16 protein-coding genes are annotated in these 19622 nt (G+C 40.2%); 1 reads left to right on the top strand and 15 read right to left on the bottom strand.

From position 1 onward, the window contains the following. Nucleotides 1-6: 6 nt before the first annotated feature. The 3 genes from H8692_RS07825 to H8692_RS07815 all read right to left on the bottom strand — a co-directional run bounded on the left by H8692_RS07825 (nucleotide 7) and on the right by H8692_RS07815 (nucleotide 5836). A complete protein-coding gene (locus H8692_RS07825; protein WP_187525388.1) occupies nucleotides 7-888 on the bottom strand; it encodes a MurR/RpiR family transcriptional regulator in 882 nt (293 codons plus the stop codon). Nucleotides 889-1294: 406 nt separating this feature from the next. Beyond that, complete coding sequence (gene pfkA / locus H8692_RS07820) at nucleotides 1295-2254, bottom strand: 6-phosphofructokinase (protein WP_187525387.1); 960 nt, start codon at nucleotides 2252-2254, stop codon at nucleotides 1295-1297. A gap of 24 nt (nucleotides 2255-2278) precedes the next feature. Continuing rightward, nucleotides 2279-5836 (bottom strand): DNA polymerase III subunit alpha, encoded by a 3558-nt coding sequence (locus H8692_RS07815; RefSeq protein ID WP_207722970.1) that lies wholly within the window; start codon nucleotides 5834-5836, stop codon nucleotides 2279-2281. A gap of 187 nt (nucleotides 5837-6023) precedes the next feature. Between H8692_RS07815 and H8692_RS07810 the strand changes: the two genes are divergently transcribed. Beyond that, entirely contained in the window at nucleotides 6024-7421 is a 1398-nt protein-coding gene (locus H8692_RS07810; RefSeq protein ID WP_187525386.1) for a L,D-transpeptidase family protein, read from the top strand. A 73-nt stretch (nucleotides 7422-7494) separates the two neighbouring features. Here the strand turns inward: H8692_RS07810 and trpA are convergent, their stop codons facing one another. From trpA to H8692_RS07750, 12 genes are all read right to left on the bottom strand, one after another. Next, the gene (trpA, locus tag H8692_RS07805; RefSeq protein ID WP_177267903.1) at nucleotides 7495-8268 is read right to left on the bottom strand and encodes a tryptophan synthase subunit alpha; all 774 of its coding nucleotides are present in this window, start codon (nucleotides 8266-8268) and stop codon (nucleotides 7495-7497) included. Next, nucleotides 8261-9445 (bottom strand): tryptophan synthase subunit beta, encoded by a 1185-nt coding sequence (trpB, locus tag H8692_RS07800; RefSeq protein ID WP_187525385.1) that lies wholly within the window; start codon nucleotides 9443-9445, stop codon nucleotides 8261-8263. Before trpB ends, trpA begins: the two co-directional genes overlap by 8 nt. Before the next feature lies 1 nt (nucleotide 9446). Further along, nucleotides 9447-10064, bottom strand: coding sequence for a phosphoribosylanthranilate isomerase (locus H8692_RS07795; RefSeq protein ID WP_177267907.1), 618 nt, complete (start codon nucleotides 10062-10064; stop codon nucleotides 9447-9449). A 5-nt stretch (nucleotides 10065-10069) separates the two neighbouring features. Beyond that, on the bottom strand, nucleotides 10070-10912 hold the full coding sequence (gene trpC, locus H8692_RS07790; protein ID WP_177268023.1) for an indole-3-glycerol phosphate synthase TrpC: 843 nt from the start codon (nucleotides 10910-10912) through the stop codon (nucleotides 10070-10072). A gap of 17 nt (nucleotides 10913-10929) precedes the next feature. Then, nucleotides 10930-11940 carry an anthranilate phosphoribosyltransferase gene (gene trpD, locus H8692_RS07785; protein ID WP_187525384.1) on the bottom strand — a complete coding sequence of 337 codons (1011 nt, stop codon included), beginning with the start codon at nucleotides 11938-11940 and terminating at the stop codon, nucleotides 10930-10932. Further along, nucleotides 11918-12511 (bottom strand): anthranilate synthase component II, encoded by a 594-nt coding sequence (locus tag H8692_RS07780; RefSeq protein WP_187525383.1) that lies wholly within the window; start codon nucleotides 12509-12511, stop codon nucleotides 11918-11920. Before H8692_RS07780 ends, trpD begins: the two co-directional genes overlap by 23 nt. Beyond that, the gene (gene trpE, locus H8692_RS07775; RefSeq protein ID WP_187525382.1) at nucleotides 12508-13995 is read right to left on the bottom strand and encodes an anthranilate synthase component I; all 1488 of its coding nucleotides are present in this window, start codon (nucleotides 13993-13995) and stop codon (nucleotides 12508-12510) included. The genes H8692_RS07780 and trpE overlap by 4 nt, the downstream gene beginning before the upstream one ends. A 484-nt stretch (nucleotides 13996-14479) precedes the next feature. Then, nucleotides 14480-15616, bottom strand: a complete 1137-nt coding sequence (locus H8692_RS07770) for a toxic anion resistance protein (protein WP_187525381.1) — start codon at nucleotides 15614-15616, stop codon at nucleotides 14480-14482. A gap of 17 nt (nucleotides 15617-15633) precedes the next feature. Next, a complete protein-coding gene (locus tag H8692_RS07765; RefSeq protein ID WP_187525380.1) occupies nucleotides 15634-16893 on the bottom strand; it encodes a 5-bromo-4-chloroindolyl phosphate hydrolysis family protein in 1260 nt (419 codons plus the stop codon). A gap of 306 nt (nucleotides 16894-17199) precedes the next feature. Then, nucleotides 17200-17703 (bottom strand): hypothetical protein, encoded by a 504-nt coding sequence (locus H8692_RS07760; RefSeq protein ID WP_177267919.1) that lies wholly within the window; start codon nucleotides 17701-17703, stop codon nucleotides 17200-17202. A gap of 16 nt (nucleotides 17704-17719) precedes the next feature. Beyond that, complete coding sequence (locus tag H8692_RS07755) at nucleotides 17720-18157, bottom strand: cell wall hydrolase (protein ID WP_177267921.1); 438 nt, start codon at nucleotides 18155-18157, stop codon at nucleotides 17720-17722. 51 nt (nucleotides 18158-18208) lie between these two features. Beyond that, complete coding sequence (locus H8692_RS07750) at nucleotides 18209-19606, bottom strand: spore germination protein (RefSeq protein WP_177267923.1); 1398 nt, start codon at nucleotides 19604-19606, stop codon at nucleotides 18209-18211. Nucleotides 19607-19622: the final 16 nt, after the last annotated feature.

Here is a 19622-nt window from a genome sequence, read left to right as displayed (position 1 = left end):
ACTTTTCTACATTAAAGGCTCTTTTTCTAAAGAGATCTCTTCCGATATACGGCTTTGCCGTTTTATTTTTTCTGAGTATTTTTCATAATCTGACGAGAGAATACCACAGTAAATCATATCCACTACGGCAAGCTGGCTGCATCTTGAATAAAGCGTATTACTGTATAAATGCTGTTGGTTGCCTGTGCATAAAATAATATCTGCATACCTGTTTATAAGTGAATCTTCAAAATTTGTGATTGCCACCGTTGCTGCGCCTGCATCTCCGGCTCTTCTCAAAGCTTTTACCGTGCATGAAGAATATCCCGTATATGATATGCCTACAGCTGCGTCACCCTCCGTCAGGCTGCCGGCAGCCATACTCTGCCTGTAAATATCCTGATGATACACAGCGTTGATTCCCAAATATATAAGCTTACTGGCCAGATCTTCCGCAGCAGCGGATGAATTTTCGGCTGCCAATATCAGTACCTGCTTGCTTGCTGACATGATTTTTGAAGCCTTCATAAGTTCAAATACCGACAGATTCTTCAGAGTATCCTCCATTTGTCTGATACTGGCACTTATCACTTTCATAGGAATATCTATAAATTTTTCTTTAGGAGAAATATTAAATGTAAGAGATTTTTCAATCTCAAGCTCTTCTTTTTCTGCCATAATACTTTCTTTCATTAAAACTGTTTTTACTTCCTTAAAGCCAGACAGTCCCATGGCCTTTGCAAAACGTATAACCGTGGGCTGGCTTACTTTTGCAGACTCTGAAAGTCCTTCAATAGTAAGCTTAGATGGATCAAAACCTCCTTTTATTATTTCATCTGCCACTTTTCTTTCTGAAGGACGAAACAAACAATAATTCTTTCTTATCTTGATAATAAATTCCGTGCTCATATATGTACCTTTCTTACAAAACTTAACTCTATTTTATCTCCGCATGTCACAGAACTGTTCACGTAACAGCTCCTCAGTACAACATAACGGTTTGTTTTAAAGAAAAAACAACGATCTTTTGTTAATTATAGATTCTTACGGTTAAATCCCCGTCTGTTCTACATTAAATGTAGGTAAAATAAAATAATAAAAACTTTGCAACTAAAGATATAAAAAAAGGCTGTCAAATTAAGGAAAATCTAAGCAATTCCCTAATTCGACGCCTTTTTCTTTAATGTCTGTAATTCTGTTGTCATCATCTGTTTCGGCTTTATTTTCTATATTCAGGAGCTGCCATAGTGTAAATCATTATAACAATTCCGTACTTTTTAATCATTTTTTTCACATTTTGCCCCTTTTATCATATCTATGCCAGAGTCTCGGCTATTTCATAAAGATCAGCTCTGAAATGCTTCTTCATAGACAAAGCCTCTTCCAAATCATATGCGATTATCTCATCGTTGCACGTACCTATCGCTTTGCTTTCCTCATCATCGTAAAGGAGCTTAATAGCCCTTGCTGCCATCATACTGGCAAGCATCCTGTCACGTCCTGTAGGTGTGCCTCCTCTCTGTATATATCCCGGCACAACCGCCCGAGCTTCACGCCCTGTACGCTCCTGCACTGTTTCAGCCAGCTGATGTGAACTTATTTCAACGCCTTCTGCCTTAACTATTATGCTGTGAAGCTTACCCGACTGCTGACCTCTGAGAACTCTTCTGCACACAGAGTTTATATCAAACTCCATCTCAGGCAGCAAAATCACATCAGCTCCTCCGGCAAGCCCTGAATAAAGAGCTATATCTCCGCACTCTCTTCCCATAACCTCTACTATAGTAGTTCTTTCGTGAGCTGAAGCTGTATCTCTGAGATTCGATATCATAGATAAAACAGTATTCACCGCTGTATCAAAACCGATAGTATAATCTGTATATGCCAGATCGTTATCTATGGTCCCCGGCACCCCCATAACGGTAATGCCGAGTGCGGCAAGCTCAGATCCGCCTCTAAAAGATCCGTCACCGCCTATTACTACAAGCCCCTCTATTCCAAAAGTTTCAAGAATATTAACTCCATGTTTTCTTCCTTCTTCTGTTCTGAATCTTTCACTGCGAGCAGTCCTAAGTATGGTCCCTCCACGCTGCAGAATATCACCTACAGACTGCCACTGCATCCTTTCTATCTCTCCGTCCAGCAAGCCTTCGTAACCTCTCTTTATGCCATACACTTCCATCCCCATGGAAATACCTGTTCTCACAGCTGACCGTACAGCTGCATTCATACCCGGAGCATCTCCTCCACTGGTGAGTATACCGATCCGTTTCATATCGCTTTCCTTCCTTAGTCTCTTTCAGCCTTTGTAATTTTCTTCTCCCACTATATTTATGACAGCCGTTCTAAACTCCATATCAGGGTTTACCCACAGCTCCGGCTCAGTTCTGAATGACCCTCCTGTAGGCATATATACGATAGTCTGATACATTCCTTTATGATTTCTCATGATCTGCTTGATATCTTCCAGCATAACAGAAACATCACCCGAAGGAAGCTTTATCTTCACCAGCCCCGCAGGCTCTGTTTTTTCCGGTTTCGATACGGTGAAATTCATTCTTTTCTTCCTCGGCTCCTCTCTGTCAGATGATAAACCGCTTATTTCCTTAAGATCGGTTATCCTGTCAGCCAGAAGTTTAGGTACTTCCCCTTCTTTGAAATTTATAGTTCCCGAAATAGATATTATTCTGTCTTCCGAAACAAATTTTGCGTATCTTTCATATACGTTAGGGAAAACCACCACTTCCACAGTTCCGTAAAGATCTTCCATATCTATGAAGGCCATCATCTTGTTGTTTTTTGTTATCAGCGTTTTCTTTCCTGTTATTATTCCCGCCATAACTACATGCATACCATCTGTGATAAAACTGTGACTCTCACCGCTTTCTTCACTTTCCAGTACATCTGCCAAATCCTGCGCCGTCACGGTAACTGATTTCTCTATGATTTTTTCATATTCTTTCAAGGGATGTTCTGTGATATATACCCCAAGCATTTCTTTTTCCTGCGCTATAAGCATCTCTTTTTCAAAATTCTTCACATCCGGAAGTCTTTTTACCGTTTCATTTTCCTCCATAGCCTCGGCATTTATCTGAAAAAGAGTTATCTGCCCTTCTATTGTATTTTTGGCATTTGACTGAGCCGACTCCACGAGCTGCTCATATACAGCCATATGAGCAGCTCTGTTATCATTGAGACGATCCAGTGCTCCTGCTTTTATGAGACTCTCCAGCGCCTTTTTATTAATCTTATGGATATCAAGATTATCTATAAATTGAAAAATATCCTTCGGCTCGCCTTTTTCCTCTCTTGCTTCTATTATGGCATCGATAGGCGCTTCTCCTACATTTTTTACACCCATCAGTCCAAATCTTATTTTTCCGTTAGAAACAGAGAATTTCTTATGACTTTCGTTTATATCAGGCGGAAGAACTTCTATACCCATTTCACTGCAGTTTCTTATGTATTTTGCTGTCGAATCCGGATCTCCCATTACACTTGTCAAAAGCGCCGCCATAAATTCTACAGGATAATGCACCTTAAGATATCCCGTTTCATAAGCAACCACTGCATAAGCTGCAGCATGCGATTTATTGAAAGCATATTCTGCAAAACTTACCATTTGGTTAAATATTTCCTCAGCAGCCTCTCTCGGCACACCGTTGTTCACACATCCGGCAATCTCAACATTCCCGTCTTCATCTGTCTTGCCATTTATAAAATATTCCTTCTCTTCCAGCATAACATCCATCTTCTTCTTACTCATAGCACGACGAACAAGATCCGACCTTCCATAAGAATAACCGCCCAAATCTCTTACAATCTGCATTACCTGTTCCTGATATACCAGACAGCCGTAAGTGACAGACAGTATAGGTTTCAGGCTCTCATGGATATATTGTATGTTTTCGGGATGTTTTTTATTGTCAATATACGTAGAAATCGAAGACATCGGACCCGGTCTGTAAAGAGAAATACCTGCGACTATGTCTTCAAAACAGTCAGGTCTGAGATTTTTCATAAATTGAGTCATTCCTCCGCTTTCAAGCTGAAATATTCCCTGTGTGTTTCCTTTTGCAATCATATCGAAGACATCTGCATCGTCATAATCCATCGATGAAAAATCTATCTTGACTCCATGGTTTTTCTCTATCATCTCCAGAGCATCTCTGATTATAGTGAGATTCCTCAATCCGAGAAAATCCATCTTCAAAAGCCCCAGTTCTTCTATAGTCGTCATATTAAACTGGGTAGAAAGCCCCTTATCCGCAAGATAAAGCGGCACATATTCGTCTATACTTTCCTTGGAAATAACAACCCCGGCCGCATGAGTAGAAGCATGCCTTGGCATACCTTCTACGGCCCTTGCCATATCTATGACTTTTCTTGTAGTCTCCTCGTTATCATACTTTTCCTTGAGTTCCGGACTCGTCTCCAATGCCTTATCTATAGTCATCTTAAGGGCAAACGGTATTGCCTTAGCAATGGCATCTGTCTCCGGATAGCTTACGTTTAGAACTCTTCCCACATCACGGACCGCCTGTTTAGCCTTCATTGTTCCGAATGTAATTATCTGAGAAACTTTATCTTCTCCATACTTTTCTATGACGTAATCTATGACTTCTCCTCTTCTTTCATAACAAAAATCTATATCTATATCAGGCATGCTGACTCTCTCCGGATTCAGAAATCTTTCAAATATCAATCCATATTTTATAGGATCTATATCCGTGATACGCAAAGTATAAGCCACTATACTGCCTGCTGCCGATCCTCTTCCCGGACCTACCATTATTCCCTTGTTCTTGGCATAATTTATAAAATCCCATACTATAAGAAAATACTCTACATAACCCATATTTTCTATAGTAGAAAGCTCATAATCCAGCCTTACCTGAAGCTCCTTCATATCATCTGCAGCCGCATCTTTATATCTCTGTTTCAGACCGTCTTCACACAATTTTCTCAGATATTCTCTGTTGGACATTCCGTCAGGAGCTTTAAAATCAGGCAAGTGAAGCTTGCCAAACTCAAAAGTAACATTACATCGCTCTGCTATCTTAGCTGTATTATCACATGCTTCCGGTATCGATGAAAAAATTTTTCTCATTTCATCTTCCGATTTCAGATAAAACTGATCGTTGGGAAATCTCATTCTGCCTTCTTCATCTATGGTTGCTGCCATCTGTATGCACATGAGTACATCCTGTGCCACAGAGTCCTCTTGTCTTACATAATGAACATCATTGGTGGCGACAAAAGGAATCCCTGTTTCTTTATGAAGACGCTTCATATCCGGAAGAATCCGCATCTCTTCTTCCAGCCCCTGATCCTGAAGCTCAAGGAAAAAATTATCCTCTCCGAATATATCGCGCATCTCAAGAGCCTCTCTTCTGGCCCCATCATAATCCCCATTGAGAAGCCTATGCTGTATCTCTCCGGCAAGGCAGGCAGATAAAGCTATTATCCCTTCGCTATACTTCCTGAGAACGTTCTTATCTATTCTCGGCTTATAATAAAATCCATGGCGGTATCCTTCTGACACTATTTTCATAAGATTTCTGTAGCCTTTATTGTTTTCAGCCAAAAGAACCAAATGTCCCATATGCTTATCTTTCTCTGAATCCTTGTCAAACAATGTTCTTGCCGCCGTATAAACTTCACAGCCTATGACAGGCTTTATGCCTTCTTTCAAACATTCTCTGTAAAAATCAATAACGCCGAACATCACTCCGTGATCGGTTATAGCTACAGAATCCATTCCCAACTCCTTGGCACGTGAGACAAGATCAGCAATACGTGATGCTCCGTCAAGTAAACTATATTCTGTATGTACATGAAGATGTGTAAATGCCATATCAATTCCTTCTTTTTATATGCAAAAAATATTTCGTTTATATAACTTATTTCTGTAATAATTATACCTTATTAGGTAAAAAAATCATACCGTAAAAAATTTTAAATGATTTCCCGGGAAAATGTATTTTTTTCCTTTAAAACTTATATTAAATAGAGTAGAATAAAAAAAGGTTTAAGGAGAAGATATGAAAAAATTTGTTATAACCATTTCCATAATTATTTTAATAATTATCATCGCATTCACCTGTGCAACGATAGCGTATTCAAAGACAGATTCTTATGAAAACAGTAGCTTCCCCGACAATACAACGATAAACGGTATCGACTGTTCAGGACTTACTTACGAAGAAGCTGAATCAAAACTTACAAAAGAATGGAACTCAAAACACATCGTGATAACAGGCCCGTTAAGCGATGACATGGCTACCTTCACGGATTTTGACTGCACATATGATATAATGAAAGATTTAAAAAAATCAAAAACTCATTATATGGTATTCGCTGCAGCTAACCATTTTGCCAAAACTCCACTGGTTATTCAGTTTCCTATGGTAGTCAAGGATTACGGACAGCAGTTCAAAGAACGTGTTATTTCTTCATCTTTCCTCAATCAGGAAAAAGCAAGTGCCAGCAAAGACGCATATGTGGATCTTTCCGATCCCGATTTTCCCATAGTTCCCGAAAAATACGGAGATAAACCTAATGCGGAAAAGTTCTTTACAGATCTGCTTCACCATATTCAGACCGGTGAAATAAAATTCATGTACGAAGAAAAAGATTATTATACACTTCCGAAAATAACTGCAGAAGATGAAAGCCTCAAAGAATATCAGAAATACTGCAAGAAATATCTCAGTCAGAAAATTACATATGATATGGGAGATGAAACTTTTACCATATCAGCTGAACAACTTGCCAGTCTTATGAAAGATAATAAATCAGGAAAAGCAGATAAGGAAGCTGTAAAAAAATATGTTGCTTCCTTGGCGGAAAAATACGATAATATAGGAGCCCAGAGAAACTTCACATCACTGAGCGGAAGACAAATCAACGTAAGCGGCGGTACTTACGGATGGAAAATAGATCAGGAAAAAGAAGCGGAACAGCTTACAGCTGACATTAATTCTCATAAAGATATCACTCGCGAACCGCTATTCTCCGAAAAAGGATACGGTAAATATTCCACAGATGTGGGAAATACATATATAGATGTAGATATTTCCGGACAGATTGTTAAATTATACAAAGACGGAAAGCTCCAGTTCAGTGCGAACTGTGTCACCGGATGCAAAACAGATGGAACCACCACAGATACAGGTACCTTTTACGTTCTCAACAAAGTACGGGATGTAGTATTAAAGGGAGATAATGCCGACGGCAGTAAATATGAAAGCCCTGTTAAATACTGGCTGGGTGTCACATGGGGAGGTCAGGGACTTCATGACGCAGACTGGCGAAATACTTTCGGCGGAAGTATCTGGATACGCGGGGGCAGCCATGGCTGTATAAACATGCCGCCAAATAAGATGCCTTCACTCTACAACGCAGCTGAAGTCGGAATGCCTGTAGTAATGCATTACTGAAGAATAAAAAGGACGCATATACTCGTCCTTTTTTATTACACACAGCACACCGTTACCGATGATTTTACTCTTTCTAAAGAAGAGACTTCTTCATTTTCTTTACATATTCTCTAATATAAAACACACTCTTATCTCCGTATTTTTCACATATTTTAACGATAGCCGAACCTACTATGGCTCCATCGCTTTTTTCCGCCATATTTTTTGCCTGCTCCGGCGTTGATATACCGAATCCGACAGCGCAGGGCAGATCACTATTCTCCCTGACCAGCTTTACCATTGTTTCCACATCTGTAGTTATATCTGAGCGCATTCCTGTAACACCTAACGACGAAACACAATATATAAATCCTCTGGCCTCTTTAGCTATCATCGCAATCCTGTCATTAGACGTAGGAGCTATCAGAGATATAAAGTCTATATTGTACTGTCTGCATACATCATCAAATTCTCTCTTTTCCTCAAAAGGTACATCAGGTAATATTATTCCGTTCATTCCAGCCTCTGCTGCTCTTTTTACAAACTTTTCAATCCCATAAGAAAATACTACATTAGCATAAGTCATAAACACCATAGGAATATCAGTATTTTTTCTTATCCTCTCTACCATTTTGAATATCTTATCAGTAGTAACTCCTCCTGACAGTGCTCTGACATTCGCCGCCTGTATCACAGGCCCTTCAGCTGTAGGATCTGAAAAAGGTATACCCAGTTCTATAAGATCAGCCCCCGCCTCTTCCATGGCATATACAATCTGCTCTGTAGTTTCCAAAGAAGGATCTCCGCATGTTACGAAAGGTATAAAAGCCTTTCCGTTTTTGAATGCATCTGCTATATTTTTACTCATATATATCCTCCCCTCTGTATCTGGCTATAGCTGCGCAGTCTTTATCACCTCGGCCCGATATCGTTATAACCACTATTTGATTTTTATCCATATGAGGAACTATTTTTCTCGCATATGCCACAGCATGCGCACTCTCTATAGCAGGTATTATCCCCTCCTTCTGTGAAAGATACTCAAAAGCCTCCACGGCCTCCTCATCAGTAACCGGTACATATTCAGCCCTCCCTATATCATGCAGATATGCATGCTCAGGCCCTATCCCCGGATAATCAAGCCCTGCCGATATAGAGTAAACCGGAGCAATTTGACCATACTTATCCTGACAAAAATAAGATTTCATTCCATGAAATATACCAAGGCTTCCCACAGATATAGTAGCCGCCGTTTCAGCAGTATTTATCCCTCTGCCTGCCGCCTCACATCCTATTAATTTCACAGACTCATCTTCTATAAAATGGTAAAAAGTTCCTATGGCATTCGAACCTCCTCCTACGCATGCCATAACTACATCCGGAAGTCTTCCCTCTTTTTCCATCAGTTGCTCTTTTATTTCCTTGGAAATAACAGCCTGAAAGTCTCTCACAATAGTGGGAAATGGGTGAGGTCCCATTACTGATCCCAGCACATAATGTGTATCCTCTATCCTATTGGTCCATTCTCTCATAGTTTCCGATACAGCATCCTTTAATGTGGCAGTTCCTGAAGTCACCTCATGCACGCAGGCTCCTAAAAGTTTCATTCTGTAAACATTTAAAGCCTGTCTTTCTGTATCTTCTCTTCCCATAAATATTTCGCATTCCAATCCCATCAGAGCCGCTGCAGTAGCTGTGGCCACACCATGCTGTCCCGCTCCTGTTTCTGCTATTACTCTCTTTTTTCCCATCTTTTTTGCTAAAAGAACCTGCCCCAAAACATTATTTATCTTATGAGATCCTGTATGGTTGAGATCTTCTCTTTTTAAATATACTCTGGCTCCTCCAAGATCTTTTGTCATATGAGCCGCGAGATACAGTCTTGACGGCCGTCCCGCATATTCATTGAAAAGTTCCGTTAATTCACTGTTAAACTGAGAATCATCTTTATATCTGTTATAAGCGTCTTCCAGTTCCAGAACCGCATTCATAAGTGTTTCCGGTATATACTGCCCTCCGTGAACACCAAATCTTCCTCCTGTCATATTATTTCCTCCTGTCATATTCCCGTACTGCTTCAACTGTTTTAATTATTTTCTTCCTGTCTTTTATGCCTTCTGTTTCAAGACTGCTGCTCAAATCCACGGCATAAGGCTCCAGTCTGGATATAGCTTCTTTTAGGTTATATAAATCAAGTCCTCCCGCAAGAAAAAATTTTCTGCCTGCGCTTTCAGCTAAAGACCAATCAAACGTTCTGCCGCTTCCTCCACTCCCCTGATCGAGCAGTATATAATCTGCGATACTGGATATGGCTTTTTCAATATCCTGCCTGCCAGTCACAGAAAAAGCTTTAATTATCTTTCCATCAGTCATTGATCTCAGACTGCGAATATATCTTTCGTCCTCATGTCCGTGAAGTTGTGCTACTGATATAATTCCGGCATTCATAAGCCTTGCCGGAAGCTGAAGCGGTGCATCTGCGAATACACCTACAGGCATTATATTCTTATCCAGCTTTTCCGCAAGTTTCGCTGCCTTCTGATAAGAAACAGATCTGTGACTCTTTGAAATCTCTATCACAAATCCGGCATAATCAGGTTTTGCCTCGTTGACATATTCTATATCCTCAAACCTCTTAAGGCCACATATCTTTATTTTAGTCATGGTTATTACCTCTCTGCCGCAGTCTTTGCTTTCCCACCTGCGTCAAGGCCGCCGCTCAGTTCCTTAAGGGCTGCTTTCTTATCGCTGCTTCTCATTAAAATTTCTCCTATAAGAACAGCATCCACATTATTGTGTCGAAGTTTTCGAATATCATCATTTGATCTTATACCGCTTTCTGATACAAATATGATGTTTTCCGGAACCAAGCTCCTCAGTTTGACACTGTTTTCCATATCTACCCTGAAACTTCTCAGATCACGGTTGTTGATTCCTATTATATTTGCTCCGGCATTTACCGCCTTTTTTACTTCTGCTTCATCATGAGCTTCTACTAAAGCATCCATCCCCAAATTCTGTGACAAACGTATATATTCAGACAATTTTTCTTCAGTCAATATAGAACATATTAGAAGTACAGCCGAAGCTCCGAGAGTTTTGGCTTCATATATCATATAATCGCTGACAACAAAATCTTTACGCAAAACAGGTATATCCACTGCTTCTGATATTTCCGCAAGATATCTGTCATCTCCCATGAAATAAAAAGGTTCCGTAAGGCACGATATAGCAGCTGCTCCCGCAGCCTCATATTCCATCGCTATATCAAGATATGGAAAATCATCTGTTATAATACCCTTAGACGGAGATGCCTTTTTCACTTCGCATATATAAGACATCCCCTCTTTCATCAGAGCCTCTCGGAAAGTTATCTTCGGTTTTTTCAACGTATCCTGACATATAGCTTCCGCTCTCATTTTTATTTCCTGCGGTGAAACAAACTCCTTCTTCTTTCTGACTCTTCCTCTTGCTTTTGCCGTTATCTGATCCAATATATTTTCTGTTTCCATCGTTATGTCCCTCGCTGTCATTTGTTGCTCTTCTCAATAAACTGATGCAGTTTTCTAAGTGCAGAGCCATTATCTATAAGATCCTCAGCATATCTTACCCCATCTTTTATGGAAGATACTGCTCCGGTTATATAAAGCGACGCACCTGCATTAAGACATACTGCATGTCTTTTCGCCCCCTTTTCCCGTCCTTCCAATATATCTAAAGTTATTGACGCATTTTCCTTCGGGCTTCCTCCTGTAAGCTGATCCCTGCCGCATCTTTCATACCCAAACTGCTCAGGCGTCAATTCATATGACTGAAACCATCCGTCCTTTATCTCACACACAGATGTAGGCGCACATATAGAGATCTCATCGAGTTTATCCCGACCGTATACTACCATTCCTCTCTGCACTCCCAGTTTTGCCATTACCTGCGCCAAAGGCTCTACCAGCGATTCATCAAATACACCCATGAGTTCCATATTCGCACCTGCCGGATTGCTGAGCGGACCCAATATATTAAAAACCGTCCGTATTCCCAGTTCCTTTCTTATAGGGGCCACATATTTCATAGCTACGTGGTAATTCTGTGCAAAAAGGAAACAGATATTTATCTCTTTCAAAAGTTCTGCACTTCTTTCCGGCGATATTGCAATATCCACTCCAAGAGCTTCCAGCACATCCGCCGCTCCTGACTTTGAAGATGCAGCTCTGTTTCCATGCTTGGCCACAGAAACTCCTGCCGATGCAATAACAAGAGATGCCGTCGTAGATATATTAAAAGAATTGGAACCATCTCCGCCTGTCCCCACTATTTCAAGAACATCCATATCATGAAGTAATTTTATACAATGAGACCTCATCCCTGCTGCCGACGCAGTAATCTCATCTATGGTTTCACCTTTCAAAGACAAAGCGGTCAAATATGCCGACATCTGTACCGGCGTAGCCTCCCCACTCATGATCTCGTCCATCACTTCTTCTGCCATTTTATATGTAAGGTCTTCTTTTTTAGCCAGTTTAAATATCGCTTCTTTGATCATTTCTCACTACCTCCATAAAATTTTCTATCATTTTCCGTCCATCAGGCGTCATCACCGATTCAGGATGAAACTGCACACCGAATATAGGATACATTCTGTGTTCCAAAGCCATTATCTCTTCATCATCAGCCTCCGCTGTTACCTCAAGCTCCTCCGGAAAATCATCTTCAAGTGCTGCCAGAGAGTGATACCTCGCAGCTTTAAATTGTGGCCCCAGCCCTTGAAATAACCTTCCTTTTCCTCCCTGATAAACTTTGCTCTGTTTACCATGCATCAACTTTTTTGCATACAAAACAGTTCCTCCGAAAGCTTCACATATCGCCTGATGTCCCAGACATACACCTAATATAGGTATCTTCCCTGTAAAATGCCTAATGGCTTCTATACATATACCGGCGTCTTTCGGTTTTCCCGGTCCGGGGGATAATATAAGCGCCTCAGGCTCCATATCTTCTATATCTTTAAGTGAACATTCATCATTTCTTACTACTTTTATATCTCTTTCCACTGTTCCTATAAGCTGATACAGATTATAGGAAAAACTGTCATAATTATCTATCAGCAAAATCATTTCAAGCCCTCCTTCGCCTTTTCTATGGCATTTATGACCGCTCTTGCTTTATTACCGCACTCTTTGAACTCATTTTCTGCAATACTGTCGGCCACCACTCCTGCACCTGCTCTTATGCATATTTTACCGCGCTTTTTATACACAAGCCTTATAGCTATACAGGTATCCATATTCCCTGTAAAATCCAGATACCCTATTGCTCCGCCATAAACACCTCTTTTATCTCCTTCCAATTCTTCTATTATCTGACAGGCTCTGAATTTAGGCGCTCCCGATAGTGTTCCTGCCGGAAGGATTGCATCAACCGCATCTATAGCATCTTTATCTTTGCGAATAGTTCCTGTAACCGTTGAACCTATGTGCATTACATGAGAAAACTTTTCTATAGAAAGATATTTCTCTACCTTAACGCTTCCTATCTCACTCACCTTTCCGAGGTCATTCCTTCCCAGATCTACCAGCATATTATGCTCTGCAAGTTCTTTCTCATCTGCAAGAAGCTCTTGTTCAAATGCTTTATCCTTCTTTTCGTTCTCTCCTCTCGGTCTTGTTCCAGCCAACGGGAAAGTACTGAGTCTACCATCATCAAGTTTTGCAAGAGTTTCCGGAGATGCTCCGGAAAGTTCAATATCATCACTTGAAAAATAAAACATATATGGAGACGGATTTTCTGTTCTCAATACCCTGTAAGTATCGAAAAGACTGCCTTCTGCCTCAGCCTGCATGGGATTGGAAATGACTACCTGAAAAATATCTCCTTCATGTATATGCTTTTTTGCTTTTTCTACCATACTGCAGTATTCTTTCTCTGAGAAATATGGTTTTATCTCCGATTTCAGAATAAGCGGATCAAATACTTCCTTTTCACCATTACTTATCAGTTCGGCCATATCATTCAGTGTCTTCTCTGCATTTTTGTAAGATCTCTCTATATCATCAGTCATAACTCCTGCTATAAGAAGAAGCTTCTGTCTGTAATGATCAAAAGCAATCACTTTATCAAAAAGCATAAGATCCATATCTCTAAAATCCTGATCTTTCTTTGATGCAAATTTAAGTTTAGGTTCACTATACTTTATGTAATCATATGAAAAATACCCTACCAGCCCTCCTGTAAATGTTGGCAATCCATTCATTACAGGTGCCTTGTATCTTTTAAGAATCCCTCTTAATATATCCCCTGGATGATTTACCTGAATAATCTTTTTCTGCTGACTGCCATCGTCCATAACTTCTCTTATAGTCAGTTCGCCATCAGTACAGGTGATCTCCATTCGAGGATCATATCCAAGAAAAGAATATCTTCCCCAGACCTCCTGCCTTCCGGCACTTTCCAAAAGATAGCAATGCCTACTGACTTTCCTCAATATCCTCATCACCTCTACAGGAGTACAGCTGTCTGAAAAAATCTCTCTGCAAACCGGTATCCTCTTATACTTCCCTGATGCGGCTATTTCTCTTATCTTGTTTAATGTCGGATACATGATACCTTACCTCCTTTAAATATCTTATTAATTGTAAACCACAGAGCACTGTAAAATCAGTACACTTTGAAACCCTCTGATTTTTGTGTTTGTCCTTACGCCAAAACAAATTTTTAAGCATGCTGCAATAAAAAACTCGCCCTCGACAGAATATAAATTCCATCAAGGACGAGTAAATACCCGCGGTGCCACCTTAATTCATGGTATGACCCATGCTTCTCTACGGAATACCAACATATTCCTGACAACTGACGTATGTCCTACGTCGCAGAATACTCAGCCTCCGTATAATTGTCTTCCGGCCTTTGACTGCGCCCTCAGCGGTCCATTTGGCAATCTGCTTTTCCGTCCGGCTCTCACCATCCCAGACTCTCTGTGGGTGCATTATTGCTTTGATCTCCGCTTCATCGGTTTACTATTTTCATTAAAAATATCATAAATTTATGTGTGTGTCAACAATTTTTTACTGTATGCCACAACTGACTTATTTATTCTCCACAACTTCCAGAAGTTTATTTTTAAGCTCATTTTCCATTTTTCTCAGTTCCGTCTCAGCCTCTGCCCTTTTCTGACGGCCTTCCTGCTGTATCGTCATCACCTCATCAAGGGTTGATATCAGGGTTTCATTAGTATGCTGAAGAGTTTCTATATCAACTATTCCCCTTTCTGTTTCTCTGGCAGTATCTACAGTTGCCATTTTCAAAGTTTCAGCATTCTTTCTAAGAAGCTCGTTAGTCATATCAGTAACTTCTCTCTGAGCTTTCACAGCTTCCCCTGAATGCGCAACTCCAAGAGCAAGAACCATTTGACTCTTCCATAAAGGTATAGTGTTTACAAGAGTAGACTGTATCTTCTCTACCATCATCGTATCATTGCCCTGTACCATTCTTATCTGAGGAGCAGTTTGTATTGATATCGTTCTTGTCAGTTCCAGATCATATAGTTTCTTTTCGAAACGCTGACATTTTGATTCAAGGTCTTTTGCAGCCTGCACATCTTCGGGAAGACCACTTACTTTAGCTTTCTGCGTCATCTCGGCAAGCTGCCCTGCATTAATTTGCGCAAGCTTCTTTTTCCCGGCAAGAATATACATGGTCAGTTCTTTAAAATATGTCAAATTGGCATCATACATCTTATCAAGAACCGCAATATCTTTTAAAAGCTGTACTTGATGATTCTCCAACACTTTACATATACTTTCAACATTAGTTTCAACCTTGGCATATCTTGCCTTAAGAGCCTCGATCTTATTCTTTCCTTTTTTAAAAAAGCCAAACAAGCCCTTTTCCTCTGTAGTATCAAATCCCTTAAGTTCCGTTACAACACCTGTAAGAAGGTCTCCTACTTCTCCCAAGTCCTTTGATTTGACCTTTTCAAGAGCCGTTTCTGAAAAATCAGCCATTTTCTTTTGAGTTCCCGCTCCATACTGAAGTATCGTCGCTGAATCTTCCAAATCAATTTGCTGCGCGAAATCATCTACTATCTTTTGCTCTTCAAGTGACAGCACATTGTCATCCATAGCCTCCGGTTCAGCAGCCTTCACCGGATTCACCTTCTCGGATTCCTTAAAAGGATCCAGTGTCAGCGTAGGTGTCGATGCTTCTTTAAATTCCATATCCATTTTTCTCTCCAATCTGTTTACTTATTAATAAAGCCGTCATCTGTCAGCCCTTCCTGTGCAAGCATAGTCTGCAATACTGAAATATCAGAGGAAACATCCCACGCCGTATCCTGAAATAAACTGTCCAGCAGTTTTTCAAAAGCAATATTCAACGTATCCAATGTACCTTCTATTTCATTTTTAGATTTTAAAATATTTTCTCCCTGGACAGGCTGTCCGTCAAGTTCTTCGTATGCCTTCAGCAATTTTACCGTCATTGGAAGATAATACTCCATCAGTTTCCTGAGATCCTGAGCATTTTCAGGATGAGCCTCCGTCTGACGAAATATACGTCTCACAAGCATCTCCATTCTGTATATCTTCTCCGATATCTGATCGCCGGGTATAGCATCATTACTTTTTCGTATACTTTCTATGTACTCATTGCCTTTTTTTATTATAGCCCTGACCTCAGGAGTCAGTCCTCCGTTTCGCCTTGCTTCCTCTTCCGCTTTTCTTCGAGTTTCCTCTTTTCTGATCTTTGCATTTTTCATAGTATCAAGATACTGTTCATACGCTTCATTGGTCACCATAAAACACTTTTCTCCGTCGTCAAAATGACCCTGAAGAAACCATCCTTTACGCATCATTTTCTTCAGCTCTTTTACAACATCTTTCTCCGTTCTGTGACAATAAAGAGAAAGCTTTTTTACATCGGCATAAGTATCCCCTCCGAGGCTTCTTATGTGCTGGTCAAATCGTGATGCAAGCCGCATTCCCAAAATCCCTTTTGTGATAAGTATTCCGCCTGATAAAATCATCAGAATAAATAATATCGAAGATCCTATCCCCATACTGTCTATATGCATTACAGCGCCTAACATAAACGTGACAAGAGGAACCAGACTAAATATCGCAAGCAATACCCCTCCTATGAGCATTGCCAATGACCCTGCCTTTCTCTTGCTGCCGCTGGCAAAGATCTTTACATCAAGATGTCCTGTATTTCGAAATGAATCTCTTCCACGTGTTCCAGTTCCCGAGTTCTTTTTATCATTGGCACTCTTAAAGTCGCTACTTTTCCATTGACTGTTTTTTATCGGCTGCCTGTCTTTCTTTTTGCTTAAGTCAAAATCCCATCCATCATTACTTCTGAACTCTTCTCCTGATCCTGGAAAAGCTTCCCGGATCGTATCATTTATGCTTTCATTAAGATGACCGAAATTCCCCATATGCACAGCATTTTCTATTATCCTGTTTAAATCATTTCCTAAATTGTTCCAATCTTGTCCCTTCATACTCCCTCCATCAGTTATCGTAAATGCTATATTAAAGAAAAATCTTTCTTTGTGTGCTTACCGGATCAAATCTCCTCACAATTAAAAAAAACAGATCCTCCTGCAGTTACAAGTATGTTATTTATTATATCTTACCCAATATTAAAAAGCAAGAAATCACCGATTCTCCGGATCTATAGATTAATCTCATTTATCTTTATCTGATTATACAGCAAAACAAGCCCCGGAGCATCCTGATTCGGTATGCTTTCCGAGACTTGCTTCTTCTTGAGTTAACTTTGTCGTATCACGAATGTTTAAAAAATTTTATTCGGTACTGCTTCTGTATGGATTCGTAATCTCTGCATAATAAACATACATACTCTTTATTCCGTAAATATCCAGAACCCTGATATTACCGTTAGCATAATCTTGCAATATGATGTAATTGATCCCCACTCCTATGAGAAATCCCTCATGATCCTCTAAAGTATTGGAACCCACTAACTGCTGCACTCTGACATATCTTCCGATCTGTGTCCTGAAAAAACCATTTAAGTACTGAAGAGAATTGTAATCTAAAAATTCACTGTACTCCTCCGGCAAAAGCGGATTTGCCGGTACTCTGAATACGGGACTGTTAGGGAAGATCATTGGGAATGTATTAATTTGATCAAGATCCCCTGTGGAAAGTATGTTTGTACCTGTAATATCGGATATAGGGATATCCCCTTCTTCTCTCTGCGGAACCTCTGTTCTGTCAGTATTCTGCATTACCTGAGTCATATCAGAACGCTCCAGCTGTGTGGCAACATTTTGTTCTACAGCCATTTAATCACCTCTTTATTTAAGTCTGCGCATAATAAACGGTCGGAATGTAAAAGCAGTGGTCGTTTATCCTATTGTGGATAACACCTACCCTGGTAGGAAAATACGTAGGGCAGACAGGGTTATACGGGTTATGGAAAAACAGCGAATGATCTACTCCTGCCAGTTTGCCTCCCTGCATAGCCCAATCTACTATATCATAATGTTCCTGCAGTGGAGTCATGTTATAAACGTTCTGAGGATTATAGCTTCCTCCCACAGAAGTTTTCATACAGGTAAACTGATTCTGCTGCTCTATTACATTCCTTATATTGCCTCCTTCATTTATCCTTGCAAACTCTCCGTAAGTGATAGTTGCTCTGTTCATTATAACCGTTGCGACGCCTTGCATTCCGGGATATCCTTCTCCTCCTGCCTCACATTGCACCAATCGTGCAAAAAGTTCCCTTGTATCCATTGCTCTTTGATTCCACCTTTCAATTATCGCTACGGTATTATATGCAAAAGGTTATTTTTTGGTTCTGAATATTAATTTCTTCAGTTTACTTCCATTCCACGGTATTACGGGATACAGATACGATGTTCCAACGATTGTTTTCGTAGTAGCCATTGCGATTATGGACAGCACAAAAGCCGCCGCCATGCCGGGCCAGCCAAAGACATGAGCTCCTATGAGCATCAAAACTCTTATAAATTTGATACCGTATCCAAGCTCTATACTTGGCTGTGTAAAGCTGGCAAGAGCTACAACTGCCATGCAAAGTATCGTCTGTGGTATAAACCAGCCCGATGAAACAGAAAACTCACCTAATATGAGTGCACCTATTACAGACAGTGACATTCCTAAAGATTCAGGTGTATTTAAGGATGCAAGCTTCAATCCATCTATAGCCAGTTCCAAAAGCATGAACTGCCAGAAGACACTTATTGCAAAATCTTCTTCTGTTATAAAAAATTTGATAGATTCATGCACCGGTATATCTCCCTCAGCAAACAGCAGATATACCGGTGTTGCAAACAATATCACCAACATGTTTGCTATACGAAGCATTCTGAAATAATTGCCTGTAAGCATAGGGAAATAATAATCATCCACATCTTGCACAAAGTCAAAGATTCCTGCCGGAACAAGAATAACTGTGGGTGAATTATCAACTATTATAGCTATCTTTCCTTCCTCGACATGCGCTGCTATTACGTCAGGACGCTGAGTATATCTAACCCTCGGAAACGGATTGAACCTTCCAAGCTTCTTGCCTATAAGCCTTTCCACAAGAGTTTGTTCCGTCACCGTAAGACCTTCTATCTTAAGTTTTTTAAGTTCTCCGTCAAGTTTCTTTACCATGCTCATGTCGGTTTTATCCTTCATATACGCTATTGAAACATCAGACTTAGTCAAGCTTCCCACAGAATATATCTTGAATATAAGATTATTATCACGTATACGCCTTCTTATAAGCGCTATATTTGTCATCATGGACTCTACAAACCCATCTTTGGAACCTCTAAGTGATTTTTCTTTTGACGGTTCGTTTATTCCTCTTAAGGGGTAACTCCTGCAGTCTATTATTATTATTCCGCCATACCCTGAAATAAACAAAGGAACAAGACCTGAATAAAGAAAAGTTATAGCCTGCTGCAGATCCTCTGTAACCATGGCATCAAGAAAAGGCATATTGCTTTCAAGAAATTCCTGAGCATTTTTTGCATTTTCTACCTGCTCAGGTTTCAGTGAAAATAAACTGAATATAACTCTCTGCATCATCCCTCCGTCCACCAGCCCGTCAACAAAGAACATGCTGGCTGATTTCCCGCCTATTTTCAGTTTCCTCTCCAGCAAGTCAAAACTTTCCCCGACAGGAACCTGTCTTCTAATTTTTTTAATCAATTCATTATATTTATCCATAAAAAAAACCTCGCAT

The sequence above is a fragment of the Lentihominibacter hominis genome (assembly GCF_014385065.1).
Taxonomy (GTDB): Bacteria; Bacillota; Clostridia; order Peptostreptococcales; family Anaerovoracaceae; genus Lentihominibacter; species Lentihominibacter hominis.
The sequence above is the reverse complement of the archived record's forward strand: the minus strand, read 5'-3'. Positions and strand labels throughout refer to the sequence as shown.